This is a genomic window from Dyadobacter sp., from assembly GCF_017744695.1.
Taxonomy (GTDB): Bacteria; Bacteroidota; Bacteroidia; order Cytophagales; family Spirosomataceae; genus Dyadobacter.
This window is the reverse complement of the sequence record NZ_JAGIAS010000004.1, coordinates 221,475-236,847: the sequence shown is the minus strand read 5'-3', so window position 1 is coordinate 236,847 and position 15,373 is coordinate 221,475. Positions and strand designations below refer to the sequence as shown.

Here is a 15,373-nt window from a genome sequence, read left to right as displayed (position 1 = left end):
CCTATTTTACTTTTTGAGAAAGTTCAATTGCCGCCTTGCCGAGCCGCGGTCCGAAGCCGGTGAGGAATTGCCCGTCCATGGTCACGATCCTCCGGTTTTTGCCCGCACTGGTGCTGGCTACGCCGGGTACTTTCAACAGGCCGTCCATGCCTTCCAGACTTTCCAGGCCGCTGGAAAACAGTACCAGCACGTCGGGATTGGCGGTAATCAGCGATTCCGCAGTCAGCGGTTTAAAATCGGTAAAACTGGTGACCGCATTCTTGTGGCCCGCCAATGCGAACATTTTATCCAGCGACGTGCCTGTGCCGGAAACCATTAATGTACCCGCGCCGCGGGCGTAGATGAAGAGTAATTTTTTGGGGCTGGCCGGTGAGGGGACCTTCGCCAGGTCGGCCTGTAACGTTTTGACCATTTTTTCGGCCTGCGCTTGGGCGTTAAAGTAAGCGCCTACTTCGCGGATCAGCCTGATAGCGCCGTCTTTGGAATATTCATGCTTGAACTCTACGAGCTTTTTGCCGCTGCTGTTGAGTTGCTTCACTACCGCCGGAGCAAGCATACTCTGGTCGGTGTATACGATTACGTCTGGGTTCAGGGCCAGGATGCCTTCGGCCGCGATAGTTCGGTTATGACCGATTTTGGGGAGCTTTTCGAGGGAAGCAGGGAAAGTACTTGTTACGTCCACACCAACGATCTGTTTTTCCAGACCAAGCCCCACGAGAATTTCACTCAACGTGCCGTTCGCCGAAACGATCCGGAGCGCTTTCGCATAACCGGATCCCATCGTCGACAGGATGAGTATTAGACAGATACAGAATCTCAAAACAGATTGCATTTCAGGGTTTTACTTTTTATAGGAAAATATTTTATCTACTTCCAAAACCAGCAACGCCTCCTGGAACATCGTGCGGATCTCTTCTATTTCGGTATCGTCGAAAGAGAGCATGAAATTCGGGATGGGCGATGGTAACAAATGGGTCTTGCCGTGTGGGAGTGCGTCGCCAATGCTTTGCAGGTGGTATTGGTCATACAAAATGGATTGAAAACCCCGCAGGCCGTCTTCTGTGAATACAAACAGCACATTGCCGTAAGCGAAATTGAAGTGCGTGCAGCAATGGCACTGCCCGATGTAGCCTTTGGTGGTGTGGCTCAAAATCCGTAACGAGTTGTATGAATGCGAATCCTCCTGCATGGCCTGTTAATATCGTGGATGTGAATGTCCGCCATTTGTCTGTGGCAAATATATGGTATTAATTTAGACCAAGTATAAATAGTTGATAAAAATTTACTTCCACCTTCCCGGAATCGTCTGGCAGACTTCTTATTATTGTAAATTGATAAGTTGCCCGAGTGCTTGTGGGTGACGCCCGACACGATCTGTTTCATTCCTATTACCTGAACGCCGTTGAAAAAGCTTGTTACCAACCTGACCTTCTGGGTCCTTACCGCCATTACTGCCGGTGCCCTCCTGGGCCACTACCTCCCCGAAAAGGCGGTTGAAATGAAGTTTCTCGGCGAAGGTTTCATTTCGGTGGTGAAGCTTTTTATCAATCCTATCATTTTCCTGACCATCACTTTGGGCATTGTGGGAATGGGTGACCTGAAAAAGGTGGGGAAGGTCGGTGCCAAGGCGTTGCTCTACTTTGAAGTGGTAACGACCCTCGCGCTCCTGGTCGGGATTATTGTTGCCAACATCATCCGCCCTGGTCACGGCGTGGTTACCGATACGCTGGAAAAGGGGGATATTTCCAAATATGCCGGGAAAGCGCACGATTTCAGCTGGCTGCAATTTTTCCTGGATAACGTGACTTTGCAGGTTTTGCTCTTTGCATTGGTTTTCGGCTCGGTGCTGAGCCGTATTGAGGCCAAGCAACGCATTGTCGATGGCCTGAATTTCGTGTCCAAATATGTCTTCAAAGCCCTACACCTTGTCATGATTTTCGCACCGATCGGCGCGTTCGGCGGAATGGCATTTACGATTGGGAAATACGGTATTCATACGCTGTTACCGCTCGCCAAGCTCATGGGGACTGTCTACGCGACCATGGCTGTCTTCATTTTCGGAGTTTTGGGATTGATTTTGAGAACCTATAAAATCAGCTTGTGGCGTTTTTTGAAATATATCAGGGAAGAGCTGCTGATCGTGCTCGGTACTTCCTCGTCCGAAGCAGGGTTACCTTCGCTGATGGCCAAGCTGGAACGAATGGGTTGTTCGAAGCCGGTAGTGGGGCTCGTGGTGCCTGCCGGGTATTCCTTCAACCTCGACGGGACTACCATTTACCTTTCAATGGCGACGATCTTCCTTGCACAGGTTTTTAACGTGCATTTGACTATCGGTCAGATTTTCTCATTGATCGGGATATTGATGGTAACGTCTAAAGGCGCCGCGGGTGTGACCGGCAGTGGTTTCGTGGTGCTTGCCTCTACTTTAACGGCCATTAAGGTAATTCCCGTCGAAGGGCTGGCACTTCTTCTGGGCGTCGACCGTTTCATGTCAGAAGCGCGCGCCATCACCAATTTCATCGGTAACGGCGTCGCCACCATCTGGCTCGCGAACAACGAAAAGGAGTTCGATCGCAGCAAAATGGAATATGCGTTCAGCAACATTCAGGAGACGGAAAATGTTGTTACCGATAATCTGAGTGATGTAACGCAGCCCGAACAGACGAAGTTGTAGGACTAAAAGTTGTATTTTAGTGTTCTATGCTAGACAATTGATTCTTATGACTTACAGAGATTTCATCACATCTGACCATAAGGTAATGCTCGGTAAACCTGTTATAAAGGGGACGCGGTTGACGGTAGAGCTAATCTTGAGAAAGTTGGGAGAAGGTGCTACACAGGCTGATTTGATAAAAATGTACCCTGGTTTGAGCCCCGAGTCCATACAGGCAGTATTGCAATATGCAGCGGAGGTCATCGCGAACGAGGAGGATTTGGAAACGGCACGGTGATTCTGGCTGATGAAAATATCGATCACGGTCTGATAAGAGCGATCCGTAACGCAGGATTTGACGTTCACTCCATCTACGAAAACAACCGAGGTTTGTCCGACGAAGACATTATCGATTTTTCCCGAAATCCACCGCGCATTATCCTTACCGAAGACAAAGACTTCGGCGAATGGGTCTTTGCCCACAACATTTCAGATATCAGCGTGATCTTTCTGCGGTATGCTTTCCATGAAACCGAAACCATTGTGATCTTTTTGCGTAAGCCAGGCCTTCATTTTTACATTTGAATTTTTAACAAAGTACCTCTTATATGTCCAACCAGAAAACACTACATATACCAACCCGCGCGAAGCGGCCTTTTATCGGGGAAGAATTTGATTTGAAGAAATGGGATGATGTTCAGCCATTCTTCGAGAATTTGAAAAACAGGGAAATCAACTCGCTGGAAGATTTGAAGCAATGGTTTTCGGACCGGAGCGAGATCGAGTCGTATCTCTCTGAAAATTTCGCATGGCGCTACATCCGGCAGACTTGCGACACTGCAAATACAGGTTTAATCAACGCATTGCAATTCTTCATCACGGAAATTCAGCCGAAACTGGCCGAATACGGCAATGCGCTCGACAAGAAGATCGTCGATAACCCTTTTCTGGGTGAGCTGACAGAGCCCGGTTTCGCGATTACATTGCGGGGAATGAAGAAGGCGATCGAGATTTTTCGTGAGGAGAATATCCCGGTTATCACGGAAATGCAAACCGAAGAACGTAAATACGGCGCTATCGCCGGTGCGATGACGGTTACGCTCGATGGCGAGGAAATGACCCTGCAACGCGCTGCCGACCGTCTGCAATCCACCGATCGCCATGTGCGTGAGGAAGCGTGGCGCGCGATCAGCGGACGCCGTTACGAGGATCACGAGAAATTGGATGATTTGCTCAACAAGCTTGTGAGTCTCCGCGACACCGTGGGCCGCAATGCGGGTTTTGCCAACTACCGCGACTATATGTTCGCCGCAATGGGCCGGTTCGATTACACGCCGCAGGATTGCTTCAACTTTCATGGTTCGGTAAAAAAGGCGGTTGTGCCGATTTTGAACGAAATGGCTGCAGAGCGTAAAGCGGCATTGCAGGTGGATGCGCTTCGTCCGTGGGATACGAAAGTCGATCCGAAGGGCTTGCCGCCTTTGAAACCATTCGAAACCGGTGAGGAGCTGCTCGACAAGACGATCCGCGCTTTCTCGCGCCTCGACCCGTTCCTGGGCGACTGCCTGCGCATTATGAAAACCATGAAGCACCTGGACCTCGAATCACGGAAGGGCAAGGCACCGGGGGGCTATAACTATCCCCTCGACGAGATTGGCGTGCCGTTTATCTTCATGAATGCGACTTCCAACCTGCGCGACATGGTTACGCTCCTGCACGAGGGCGGGCATGCGGTACACTCACTCGTGACGCGCGACCTCGCCTTGAATTCGTTTAAACACACACCTTCGGAGGTGGCCGAGTTGGCTTCGATGTCGATGGAATTGATCACGATGGATTTCTGGGACGAGTTCTTTGAAAACGAAGAAGACCTGAAACGCGCCAAGATCACCCATTTGGAATCGATCATCGAAACTCTGCCCTGGGTCGCGACGGTGGATAAATTCCAGCATTGGATGTACGAAAATCCGCGGCATACGCCTGAGCAGCGCACCGACGCGTGGGTGCGTATTTATGAGGAATTTACCGACACCGTAATGGATTGGTCGGGATTGGAAAATTTCAAAAAGTACCTGTGGCAGCGCCAGTTGCACATTTATGAAGTGCCATTCTATTACATCGAATACGGCATTGCGCAGTTGGGCGCGATCGGCGTCTGGAAAAACTACCGGGAGAACCCAACGGCTGGCTTGAAAGGGTACCTGGACGCATTGAAGCTCGGATATACCGCTACGATAGGTGAAATTTACCAGGCCGCCAATATCCCGTTCGATTTCTCGGAGCGGCATATCGCTGAGCTGATGCAGTTTGTGCGGGATGAATTGGCCGAATTAAAAAAATAATATTTCAGCTGCCTGCAATTTGGTGGTTATGAAATTGGCGGTTATTTTTGCGCACAATACTATGAACGATCAAAGAAATGAAATTCAATAAAATAGTTGCTTTTGCTGCGTGTGTGGTACTTCTTTCTTCTTGCGAATACCAAAGGTTCAACCGCAAGGATCAAAAAGATGTGAATGCCGGTAATGAGTGGGTATATGGCGTAAGCCCTGATTCCCTGCCGCGTCAGATGTCATTCAAGTATGATGCGAAGCCTGAGCTCGATGCCCGCGTAAACGACATCCGCGCGAAGCTTTACGGTGGTAAAATTCCTAGCTCGCTGGTGAAAGAATAGCAACCATTCATTGATAAAATATACGAGATATCCCCGGAAAATGGGGATATCTTTTTTTTGCCCTATTTTTTTAGTTATTGAACAATTTTAATATTGTGTTGCGCGTATTATCCTTCTGGATTCTGCCCATTGACTAAGTGAAGTTGTGACGATTGAACATTTTTAATTTACTTTACGTATTCGAGGCAGGGCGAAGCCGAAATTTTAGAAAGAAATAAGCGATTAAAAAGTATTCAAAACATGAACATAGCTTTGGTCACCGGCTCCGCCGGACTAATTGGAAGTGAATCAGTTGCTTTTTTGGCTGGCAAGTTTGACCTGGTCATCGGAGTCGATAACAACCTTCGCCAATACTTTTTTGGCGCGGATGGAAACACTGAATGGAACCGCAATCGCATTGAGGAGGCTTTTGGCAACTACAAACACTATTCTGCGGATATCCGCGAGGTCAGCCAGCTCGAACCTATTTTCAAAGAGTACGGAACGGACATTAAAATGATCGTTCATGCGGCAGCGCAGCCAAGCCACGACTGGGCAGCCCGCGAGCCATTCACCGATTTCGGCGTGAACGCGGTAGGTACATTGAATATGCTCGAAATGACCCGCCTGCACGCACCTGAGGCAGTGTTTATTTTCACTTCTACCAACAAGGTTTATGGTGATAATCCTAACTACCTGCCACTGGTAGAGCTCGAAACGCGTTGGGAAATTGATGAAAATCACCCGTATTTCGAAAACGGTATCGACGAAAATCATAGCATAGACCATACCAAACACTCTATTTTCGGTGCTTCCAAAGTGGCTGCCGATATTATGGTGCAGGAATATGGCCGCTATTTCGGGATGAAAACGGCTGTTTTCCGCGGAGGTTGCCTCACAGGTCCTAACCACTCCGGCGCGCAGCTGCACGGCTTCCTGGCTTACCTGATGAAATGTGCCATTACCGGAACACATTACACGATTTTCGGTTACAAAGGCAAGCAGGTACGCGACAATATCCATAGCCACGATCTGGTGAACATGTTCTGGCATTATTATCAAAACCCGCGTCCGGGCGAAGTTTATAACGCCGGTGGCGGCCGTTTTGCCAACTGCTCGATGCTCGAAGCGATCGCATTGTGCGAGCAGATTACAGGAAACAAACTTTCTTACTCCTATTCCGAGACCAACCGTATCGGCGATCACATCTGGTACGTCAGCGACCTTTCGAAGTTCAAGTCGCATTACCCGGATTGGAACTGGGAATACGGGCTCGTGGAAACACTCACCCAGATCCACGACGGAATCTCGTCGCGATTGGGCGTAAAAACGGTTTAAATCACATTCAAAGCCTCCGGAACTACTTTCCGGAGGCTTTCGTAACTCTCTCCCATGCCAGAAAATTACGTCATTATTATTCCCCAATTCAATGACTGGGAGGCACTGAATCTGCTGATTCAAAAGATTAATGCGGATTTAAATACCCCGATCCTTCAAAATACGACGCTACTCATCGTCGACGACTGCTCTTCCCGTCCCAGAACTGAGCCATTTGCTGCTTTCGGAGGAAAAGAGCTGAAAGTGTTGCGGCTATACCGTAACCTGGGCCACCAGAAAGCGATTGCGATCGGGTTATCTTATGTAGCCGAAAATTTGAAAGCGGACAAGGTGATCGTAATGGACGCGGATGGAGAGGATGCGCCCGGCGATATTAACAAGCTGGCGGCGAGGTCTATCGAAGAGCCGGACAAGATTATTTTTGCGGAGCGCAACAAGCGCACCGAGGGCTTCCTGTTCCGTTTTTTTTATGTGATTTATAAGTATGTTTTCAAATTGTTGACGGGTAAGGTGATCACTTTCGGCAATTTCAGCCTGGTGCCGCAAAGCCGTTTGCAGAACCTCGTGCGCGTTTCCGAGATCTGGAACAACTACCCGGGGGGAGTGATCAAATCACGCATTCCTTACGATTCGGTGCTGACCAACCGTGCCAAAAGGCTGGCTGGTGAGAGTAAAATGAATTTCGTGTCGCTCGTCCTGCACGGTTTGAGCGCTATTTCGGTGATGGTCGATACTACGGCAGTGCGTATTCTGATCTTCTCGATCTTCATGTCGGCCATTGCCATTGGATTTATATTCTTCATTCTTTTCCTGAAACTGATCGGGAATGCTACGCCCGGTTGGGCATCGACATTAGGCAGTACGCTCATGATCCTCATGTTGCAATCATTCCTTATATCGCTGTTTCTGGTATTTATGGTGTTGCAGTACCGGTCGCAGCAGCATTTTATCCCCGCCGTTCATTACCGCGATTTTGTCGAGAAAGTAGAGTCTTTTAGCTAATCGTATGTTTAGTTTCGACAATTCTCCCCCCATTTATTGGTTTCTGGGCTATTTGCTGGCTGGTGTTCTCATTTTTGCCTCACAAAATAAATCGCTGTCCACCCGGGCATACTTGTCGTTAGGCGTTCTGCTGCTTGTTGTGATGCGGTTGCCGGTGATCGTCTTCAACCGCGAGCTCAATCAGGACGAGAGCCAGATGCTTAGTCATGCGATTACGCTGTTACAGGACTCGGTATATTGGCGGTCTGTCGATGGCACCACCATAGGCCCGTTGGATAACTATCTGCTGGTATTTCCCAAGCTGCTGGGTTTTCAAATCGATTACAGTGCTGCCCGTTTTATGGGATTGCTTTGTGTGGCCGGGGCGTGGCTTTTATTGTTTTCCGCATTAAAAAACTGGTTTGGCGCGACGATAGCGCGTGGCGTTTCCATTGTTCCGCTGCTTTTTGTGGCTTTTACGCAGGAAATCGATTTCGTGCATTATTCGAGTGAGCAGCTTCCGGTTCTGTTGCTCGCATTTTGCCTGTATCAACTTTCGCGTCTCGATCCGAAAACGGCGCCTTCGCCAGGCGGACTTTATTTTCTGGGCCTCGCGGCGGGAGCGGTTCCTTTTGGGAAATTGCAAGCCGTACCGATTGTCGCCGTCATAGTATTGTCGGCATCCTGGGTATTGTTCAGTCGGTTTCAGCGGTATGGGGAGTTCAAATCCGCAGGTGCATTGATCCTGGGCGGACTTACCGTGCCGCTTTTTTTCCTCGCATTCACATTGGCGTTCGGTGTTTTCGACGACCTCATTGATTTTTATGTGCTTGGAAATGCGATTTATGCGGGTGGAAGCACGTTTGCGGAGATCCCCTCTCAATTCTACAAGATTGTCTCATTATCCACCGACTTCCAGTTTTTCACCCTTGCATTGATTGTTCCGATCGTGATCGGGTTGGTCAGGATAGTAAGGCTTTACGTGCCCGGTAAAATGGATTTCTATGTACCGTTTACCATCCTATTGCTTATTCTGGCGAGTATCTACGCCGTAACGAAATCGGGCAACGATTTTATTCATTACCTCAATTTCTGCATTATTCCATGGTCATTGCTGGCTGCATACGGCTTTTCGGCTGTCGAAGGCTGGTCGCTTGCATTCCCCGCGATCATTGTGATGTGGTTTGGTGGTTATGACGCATTGCATTACGTGAAAGAGCGCCGGTTGAATGCATTCGATTCGGTAGGCAAAACGACATTACAGCAAAGCCCGGTGGTAACGGAAATCCTGAAACGGCGGAAAGAAGGCGACTACATGGTTGTGTGGGGCTGGAATTGTTCGTACTATGTAGAAGCACAACTGGCGCAGGGAACGGCCGAAAACCATTCAGAACGCTCAATTTTTGAACATCCGATGCGCGATACCTATCGCAAGCGCTACATGTCCGACCTGGAAAGAACTAAACCGGCATTTGTGGTGGATGCGGTGGGCAAGAACAGCCATTGGGTGCAAGACAAAAAAACTCAGGGCATCGAAAGCTACCCTGAGTTAAATCAATATCTCCGTAATCACTACACTTTGCTGGGCGAGTATGACGATGTGCGGCTTTACATCCGCAATGATCGTCGCACGGCGACCCCGCAGTAGCCTGCCGTCTTACGATAAAATGTCTGTCGACGCGGCGTTTTCCGCTTGCAACAGGTCATTCAGCGTCGTCTTGTCCAAAACAGCCAGGTTGGCATCTCTCCATCTTTCGAGGACGGTACGTAAGCTGCATGTCTCTTCATCCTTGCAATCGTCGCATTTGCCATAGAAGAACATGGAAACGCAAAGCGCAGGTGCGATAGGCCCGTCGATGATCCGCAATACCTTCGAGAAATTGACTTCCCCCGGGGGTACGCGAAGCAGATAGCCACCGCCTTTTCCTTTCTGGCTTTGGAGCACGCCATTGTTCCGCAAGTCGAGCAGGATCGCTTCCAGGAATTTTTTAGGAATCTTCTCTTTTTCAGCAATGTAAGAGATCAATACGGGTCCTTTTCCGTATTGTTCCGCCAGAACTTTGAGGGCCTTGAGCGCGTATTTAGCTTTTTTCGAAATCATTGTTGATCAAATGTACTTTTGGGTCAGCAACCGTAAAGATGAAACATAATTTGGTGAAACAATAATTCCCGATCAGTTTCTGGGTGGCTTGCCGCCATTCAGGAGTCCCTGCATTCTTTCCAGCGTCTTTTTCTCGCCGCACAGAGAGAGGAAGGCTTCCCGTTCAAGATCGATCAGGTATTGTTCCGAAACAAGCTGCGGATAGCTCAAATCGCCGCCGTTGATGACGTAGGCCAGTTTACCCGCAATTTTGGCGTCGTGGTCGGTAATATAGTTTGCGAGGCGCATTTGGGTAATGCCCGCCAGGAACAATGCAATGCCCGTTTTGCCCTGTACCTTAATGTCGTGGCGTGGTTTGGGTTGGGTATAACCATTTTCCGCCAGATCAATGGCCGCCTGTTTGGCTTCGGCGATCAACCGGGAGCGATTGAGTACGATCTGGTCTTTGTCCTGCAAGTAATTCATCGCCTTTGCCTCGTGCGCGGACGTGGACACCTTCGCCTGAGCGATGTTCATGAATGCATTTTGGAGGATATTCAGTTCGGGATCGCCCGCCTGGTACATATCCGAGCAGCGCAATGCCATTTCTTTGGTACCGCCGCCGGCAGGGATCAGCCCCACGCCAAATTCGACCAGACCGATGTACGTTTCCGCGTGTGCTACTACCTTGTCCGCGTGTAGCGTAAGCTCGCAGCCGCCCCCGAGCGCAAGCGTGTGAGGCGCCACCACCACCGGCACCGACGAGTACCGCGCGCGCATCATGGTTTGCTGGAATTGCGAAATCACGAGGTTAATCTCGTCAAACTCCTGCTCGACAGCGTACATAAACAACATTGCCAGGTTGGCTCCGGCCGAAAATGCTTCGACGGCTTCATTTCCAATCACCAGTCCCCGGAAATCCTTCTCGGCAAGACTAATGCTTTTTTGAATGCCCTCGATCACCTCCGAACCCATCGTGTTCATTTTGGATTTGAATTCAAGGTTCAGGATGCCGTCGCCGATGTCGTACAGGTTAGCACCTGCGTTTTTCCAAACAATGTTGTTGGAAAGATTGCTGAGTAAAATGAAGCTGTCCTGGCCCGGAATGCGTTTGTACGATTTCGAAGGAATATCATAATACAGCCGCTTGCCAGCCTCGACTTTATAGAAGGACTCGTTGCCCGCTGCGAGCATTTCGTAAACCCACGCGGCCGGTTTCAGATCCAGCGACTCCATGATCGCCAGCATGTTTTTCACACCAATGGCATCCCACGTTTCGAAAAGGCCATATTGCCATCCGAAACCGGCTGTAATGGCCTGGTCGATCCGGAATATTTCGTCCGAAATTTCAGGAATGCGGAATGTGGCATATTTGAATACATCCGCAAATGTTTTCCGGTAAAAATCACCAGCCTTGTCCTTACCTGCCACCAGCGCGCCGAAGCGTTTGTACACGTCGCTGATATTTTTGGTGCCTTCGAGGGTATCGAATTTCACCTTGCCCGACGGCACGTATTCCAGCGTTTTAAAATCCAGCGCCAGGATAACGGATTTACCTTTTTCGTCTTTAATTTTCTTATAAAAACCCTGCCCCGTTTTATCGCCCAGCCATTTGTTATCGAACAGCCTTTGCATGATTTCCGGCAGCACAAATGCATCGCGCGATTCGTCTTTACCTTCGCCGGATGCATAAAGGTTGTTGGCTACATGGACAGTCGTGTCGAGACCTACGACATCCGAAAGCCGGTAGGTACCCGATTTCGGTCTTCCCGCAACAGGTCCGGTCAGTTTATCCACTTCATCTACACTCAGCCCCATTTCTTCGGCCACGCGGATGGTCTGGATCAATGCGTAAATACCGAGTCTGTTCGCAATGAAGCCGGGCGTGTCTTTACAGAGCACGGTGGTTTTACCCAAAAACAGCTCGCCATAATGCATCAGAAAATCGACCACACCCGGATCGGTATCGGCTGTCGGGATGATTTCGAGCAGGCGCAGGTAGCGTGGCGGGTTGAAAAAGTGCGTTCCTGCGAAATTTTTGCGGAAATCCTCGCTCCGGCCTTCGGCCATCAGGTGAATAGGGATACCCGACGTATTCGAGGTAATGAGCGTGCCGGGCTTACGAAGCGCATCCACTTTCTCGTAAAGGCTCTTTTTGATGTCCAGCCTTTCTACCACGACCTCTATTACCCAATCGTAGTTTTTAATATCGGCCAGGTTATCCTCGAAGTTACCGAGCTTGATCCGCGAAGCGAATGCCGGGCTGTACAACGACGCCGGCGTAGCCTTGAGTGTCGCCTGAAACGAATCATTCACGATCCTGTTCCGGAACGCCGGGTGATCGGTGGTGATGCCTTTCGCTTTTTCGGCGTCGGTGAGGTCTTTCGGAACAATGTCCAGCATGAGCACTTCAACGCCTATATTGGCAAAATGGCAGGCAATGCGCGAGCCCATAATGCCCGAACCAAGAACAGCTACTTTACGAATGGAACGATTCATTTTTACTAAGGTTGGTTTTCAGGATAGGATTGATGTTCGTCAGAGATCTTCGGTCATTTCTCCTGCTTTCAGCTTCTGATTCTCTTCTTCCACCAATCGGTTTATATCTTTAATAACATCAAAAAACACGACCAGCTTATCCAGCGGTATTTTATCGCGGATCATCGTGTTGAAGGAAATCACGCCCTCGCGTGCGAGTTCGCGTTTCTCTTTGCCGAGCTCTGTGAGCACAATGCGGACGAAACGCTTGTCGTCTTTACTCACTTCCCGGCGGATGAGGCCCCTTTCTTCCAGGTTTTTCAGCATCCGCACCAGGCTCCGCGGCTCCATACCGAGCAAAGGGGCTATTTTCGTAGCAGGCGTGCCGTGCTCAATGTCGATGTTCAGCAGGACGTAACCGACGGCCATCGTTGTGTCAAAACGGGCGGCATAGGCATTGTACATCCGCGATATGGAATGCCAGGCCCACTTGATCTGGAAATCGATTGTTTTTTCCTTGCGCATCGTTTCAAAAAGCTATTGGTATCAGGTAATGCCCTTGTCACAAATGTAAGCAATGTGCTTACTATTATGCAAGCATACTAATTTGGGACCAATAAAAAACACACCGCCTCATAGGTGACGGTGTGCTCTGCTGTCTTTGCTTATTATTTCTCGCTGATGAGCTTATCCATTAAGGTATTGAAGTCAGCCACGAACTCGTCGTAGTAGTGGCCGGTACCCGGGCCATTGAAGCCCGTATGGATCTCCCGGACCTTTCCGGACTTGTCGATAAAAATGGTAGTCGGGTACGACATCACCTTGTTGAGCATCGGCAACGCCTTCGCCGTGGAAGCATCCGAGCTGGTACCAGCGAGCACCACGGGGTATTCGATTCCGAAGCGGTGTACCATTTTGTCGATTTTAGGATTGGCAATTTCAGGCTTATCGGAGCGCTCGAACGACAGCCCGACGATTTCGACACCGCGGCTTTTGTTCTTTTTATACCAGGGCGCGAGGTAGTTGGTTTCATCCATACAGTTGGGGCACCACGAGCCCATGATCTGGATGATGACCGGCTTGCCGGCGAAACGCGGGTCTTTCAGTGTCCAGGTTTTGCCCTTGGTATCTTGCAAAGTGAAATCCACGCTTTCATGGCCTGGTTTGAGAAATGTCATTTTGGTCGCGTCCGGCAACTTTGCATTTGGATCGGGCTTCGCGGTCCAGGTTTTAAATGCTTTTACACCAGACCACTGGTTGCCGCTCAAAGAACCATCGGGCTGGAAGCCTGCTTTGAAAAGCATCGCGAAGGAACCGTCGAATGTGGATAAATAAAGGCTGTCGCCATTGACCGAGCCTGTCAGGAAGCGGTAATCGCCGGTCGGGGTCAGGAACGAGCCGGATACGTCGGTACCCTGCTGCGTAAAGTTTCCTACGGCAATAGTTTCGTCGCCGGTGGCCGGGTTCTTAAAGGTAGTGGCCCATTTGCCGCTCACATTACGGCTGCTTTTGGCTTCGCCTTTTTTGAAAAACTTATAATTTTCGCCCTGCTCGGCCTCGAAGGGCAATGAGCCCGCCACAACGCCGTTGGCATAGCGGTAGTAAGTGCCTTTCAACTCGTCACCGGTCGATTTGGCGACGATTTTGGCATCGAACATCATCATCGGGATTACGAGCGAGTCGTTCTGGAAATAGCTGCTGTCCATTTTAAGCTTTTCCGTTCCGTTAATGATGTGTACGGAGAGCGTTTTGCCATCTGGATTTGGCGAAATATCCAGGAGGAGGGGCAGCTTTTGCTTGTCTCGGGTGAGCGTGGCCCGCCAGATACCCGATTTTACGGGCGTGTCGGAGAACGCTGGAAAACTCGTTGAGATGATAAAAGATGAAAGTATTCCAAACAATAATAGGAGTCTCATATGCAATTTACTGGTGTTGAAAGACATTAGTGGTGTCAAAATTAATTCCCCGCGCGGGCGTGATTCCTACGCTTGAAAATTGCTAAGTTTGTAACTGCCGGATTGCCGGAAATAGTTCCTCAGTACATTGCTTTTAACAAATGGATTCGCCTAGTACCTACCACGTTCCCGTCATGTTGTCCGAGTGCCTGGAAGGCCTTCAAATACAGCCCGATGGCATTTATGTCGACGTTACTTTTGGTGGCGGCGGGCATTCGCGGGCCATTTTGGAAAGGCTTACGACCGGCCGGCTGCTTGTTTTTGACCAGGACCCGGATGCTGTCGCTAATGCGCTGGAATTCAAGGATGATCCCCGGTTTACATTCATCCCGGCCAATTTCAGGCACTTGAAACGTTACCTGAAACTGAATAAGGCGCCGCAAGTGAACGGCATCCTGGCCGATCTGGGTGTTTCGTCGCACCAGATCAACACGCCCGAGCGGGGGTTTTCTACCCGTTTTGACGCCGACCTGGACATGCGCATGAATCCGAATACCGAAAAAACGGCCCGGGAAGTGCTTAAAACACGCTCGGCAGGGGAATTGCAACGCATTCTGGGAATGTATGGAGAAGTAACCAATGCCCGCACCGCTGCGGAGGCGATTATCGCAGCCAGATACAATACGCCCATCGAAACCGTTAATGACCTGAAAAGCATTCTCATGCGCTACGCGCCCAAGCACCGCGAGAACAAGTATTTCGCACAGGTGTTCCAGGCGTTGCGGATCGAGGTGAATGATGAACTGGCAGTGCTCGAAGAGTTCCTCACGCAGGTGCCCGAGGTGCTCACGCCCGACGGCAGACTGGTGGTGATGTCGTACCATTCGCTGGAAGACAGGCTCGTGAAAAATTACATTCAAAAAGGGAAGTTTTACGGAGAAGTAGAGAAGGACTTTTATGGGAACGAGATCAAATCGCTGAAAAGCGTGACACGCAAGCCCGTCGAAGCCACTGCGGAAGAGGTAGCCGTAAACCCGCGCGCCCGGAGCGCCAAATTGCGGATTGCGACCAGGGCTTGATGGTGCCGGTGTATGATGTTGTCAGGTATTGTCAAGTGTAGTCATTGGTAGTCAGGTGTTGTCAGAAGTAGTAATGGATAGTATTGAGAGAGATTTTTTGCGATAAATGACCACCCCTGACCATTAATGACAATACCTTACCGCGCGGCGGACCGCAATAAATGACCATTCCTGACAACACTTGACCACAAATGACTACCTCCTGACCAAACCTAG

Annotated in this window: 15 protein-coding genes; 9 read left to right on the top strand and 6 right to left on the bottom strand. The window is 49.8% G+C overall.

Going from position 1 to position 15,373, the window contains the following annotated elements; translation table 11 throughout:
- Nucleotide 1 precedes the first annotated feature (1 nt).
- Nucleotides 2-781: a hemin ABC transporter substrate-binding protein gene (locus J7619_RS17075; protein ID WP_291200938.1), complete on the bottom strand. Its 780-nt coding sequence runs from the start codon at nt 779-781 to the stop codon at nt 2-4.
- A 60-nt stretch (nt 782-841) separates the two neighbouring features.
- A complete protein-coding gene (locus J7619_RS17070) occupies nt 842-1,189 on the bottom strand; it encodes a DUF6686 family protein (protein WP_291200934.1) in 348 nt (115 codons plus the stop codon).
- A gap of 213 nt (nt 1,190-1,402) precedes the next feature.
- Between J7619_RS17070 and dctA the strand changes: the two genes are divergently transcribed.
- The 8 genes from dctA (at nt 1,403) to J7619_RS17030 (ending at nt 9,273) form a co-directional block, all read left to right on the top strand.
- Nucleotides 1,403-2,674, top strand: a complete 1,272-nt coding sequence (gene dctA, locus J7619_RS17065; protein ID WP_291200931.1) for a C4-dicarboxylate transporter DctA — start codon at nt 1,403-1,405, stop codon at nt 2,672-2,674.
- 46 nt (nt 2,675-2,720) lie between these two features.
- The gene (locus J7619_RS17060; protein ID WP_291200928.1) at nt 2,721-2,951 is read left to right on the top strand and encodes a DUF433 domain-containing protein; all 231 of its coding nucleotides are present in this window, start codon (nt 2,721-2,723) and stop codon (nt 2,949-2,951) included.
- Complete coding sequence (locus tag J7619_RS17055; protein ID WP_291200925.1) at nt 2,948-3,238, top strand: DUF5615 family PIN-like protein; 291 nt, start codon at nt 2,948-2,950, stop codon at nt 3,236-3,238. Before J7619_RS17060 ends, J7619_RS17055 begins: the two co-directional genes overlap by 4 nt.
- A 23-nt stretch (nt 3,239-3,261) precedes the next feature.
- A complete protein-coding gene (locus J7619_RS17050) occupies nt 3,262-4,995 on the top strand; it encodes a M3 family oligoendopeptidase (protein ID WP_291200922.1) in 1,734 nt (577 codons plus the stop codon).
- Between the two features lie 77 nt (nt 4,996-5,072).
- Complete coding sequence (locus tag J7619_RS17045) at nt 5,073-5,327, top strand: hypothetical protein (protein ID WP_291200919.1); 255 nt, start codon at nt 5,073-5,075, stop codon at nt 5,325-5,327.
- A gap of 240 nt (nt 5,328-5,567) precedes the next feature.
- Complete coding sequence (locus J7619_RS17040) at nt 5,568-6,644, top strand: NAD-dependent epimerase/dehydratase family protein (RefSeq protein ID WP_291200916.1); 1,077 nt, start codon at nt 5,568-5,570, stop codon at nt 6,642-6,644.
- Between the two features lie 54 nt (nt 6,645-6,698).
- The gene (locus J7619_RS17035; RefSeq protein ID WP_291200913.1) at nt 6,699-7,646 is read left to right on the top strand and encodes a glycosyltransferase; all 948 of its coding nucleotides are present in this window, start codon (nt 6,699-6,701) and stop codon (nt 7,644-7,646) included.
- Nucleotides 7,647-7,650: 4 nt separating this feature from the next.
- On the top strand, nt 7,651-9,273 hold the full coding sequence (locus J7619_RS17030) for a hypothetical protein (RefSeq protein WP_291200910.1): 1,623 nt from the start codon (nt 7,651-7,653) through the stop codon (nt 9,271-9,273).
- Nucleotides 9,274-9,282: 9 nt separating this feature from the next.
- On the opposite strand, the gene J7619_RS17025 is transcribed toward J7619_RS17030, so the two are convergent.
- The 4 genes from J7619_RS17025 to J7619_RS17010 all read right to left on the bottom strand — a co-directional run bounded on the left by J7619_RS17025 (nt 9,283) and on the right by J7619_RS17010 (nt 14,099).
- A complete protein-coding gene (locus J7619_RS17025; protein ID WP_223400728.1) occupies nt 9,283-9,726 on the bottom strand; it encodes an Rrf2 family transcriptional regulator in 444 nt (147 codons plus the stop codon).
- A gap of 72 nt (nt 9,727-9,798) precedes the next feature.
- Nucleotides 9,799-12,204 carry a 3-hydroxyacyl-CoA dehydrogenase/enoyl-CoA hydratase family protein gene (locus tag J7619_RS17020; protein WP_291200905.1) on the bottom strand — a complete coding sequence of 802 codons (2,406 nt, stop codon included), beginning with the start codon at nt 12,202-12,204 and terminating at the stop codon, nt 9,799-9,801.
- Between the two features lie 39 nt (nt 12,205-12,243).
- Nucleotides 12,244-12,708: a MarR family winged helix-turn-helix transcriptional regulator gene (locus tag J7619_RS17015; protein ID WP_291200902.1), complete on the bottom strand. Its 465-nt coding sequence runs from the start codon at nt 12,706-12,708 to the stop codon at nt 12,244-12,246.
- A gap of 143 nt (nt 12,709-12,851) precedes the next feature.
- On the bottom strand, nt 12,852-14,099 hold the full coding sequence (locus tag J7619_RS17010; RefSeq protein ID WP_291200899.1) for a peroxiredoxin: 1,248 nt from the start codon (nt 14,097-14,099) through the stop codon (nt 12,852-12,854).
- Between the two features lie 140 nt (nt 14,100-14,239).
- Here J7619_RS17010 and rsmH point away from each other — a divergent pair, with 140 nt between their 5' ends.
- Complete coding sequence (gene rsmH, locus J7619_RS17005) at nt 14,240-15,157, top strand: 16S rRNA (cytosine(1402)-N(4))-methyltransferase RsmH (RefSeq protein ID WP_291200896.1); 918 nt, start codon at nt 14,240-14,242, stop codon at nt 15,155-15,157.
- Nucleotides 15,158-15,373: the final 216 nt, after the last annotated feature.

Coding starts and splice junctions, on each gene's coding strand:
- J7619_RS17075 (WP_291200938.1), bottom strand. CDS start 781: ATGGGATCCGGTTATGCGAAAGCGCTCCGGATCGTTTCGGCGAACGGC.
- J7619_RS17070 (WP_291200934.1), bottom strand. CDS start 1,189: ATGCAGGAGGATTCGCATTCATACAACTCGTTACGGATTTTGAGCCAC.
- J7619_RS17060 (WP_291200928.1), top strand. CDS start 2,721: ATGACTTACAGAGATTTCATCACATCTGACCATAAGGTAATGCTCGGT.
- J7619_RS17050 (WP_291200922.1), top strand. CDS start 3,262: ATGTCCAACCAGAAAACACTACATATACCAACCCGCGCGAAGCGGCCT.
- J7619_RS17045 (WP_291200919.1), top strand. CDS start 5,073: ATGAAATTCAATAAAATAGTTGCTTTTGCTGCGTGTGTGGTACTTCTT.
- J7619_RS17040 (WP_291200916.1), top strand. CDS start 5,568: ATGAACATAGCTTTGGTCACCGGCTCCGCCGGACTAATTGGAAGTGAA.
- J7619_RS17035 (WP_291200913.1), top strand. CDS start 6,699: ATGCCAGAAAATTACGTCATTATTATTCCCCAATTCAATGACTGGGAG.
- J7619_RS17030 (WP_291200910.1), top strand. CDS start 7,651: ATGTTTAGTTTCGACAATTCTCCCCCCATTTATTGGTTTCTGGGCTAT.
- J7619_RS17025 (WP_223400728.1), bottom strand. CDS start 9,726: ATGATTTCGAAAAAAGCTAAATACGCGCTCAAGGCCCTCAAAGTTCTG.
- J7619_RS17020 (WP_291200905.1), bottom strand. CDS start 12,204: ATGAATCGTTCCATTCGTAAAGTAGCTGTTCTTGGTTCGGGCATTATG.
- J7619_RS17015 (WP_291200902.1), bottom strand. CDS start 12,708: ATGCGCAAGGAAAAAACAATCGATTTCCAGATCAAGTGGGCCTGGCAT.
- J7619_RS17010 (WP_291200899.1), bottom strand. CDS start 14,099: ATGAGACTCCTATTATTGTTTGGAATACTTTCATCTTTTATCATCTCA.
- rsmH (WP_291200896.1), top strand. CDS start 14,240: ATGGATTCGCCTAGTACCTACCACGTTCCCGTCATGTTGTCCGAGTGC.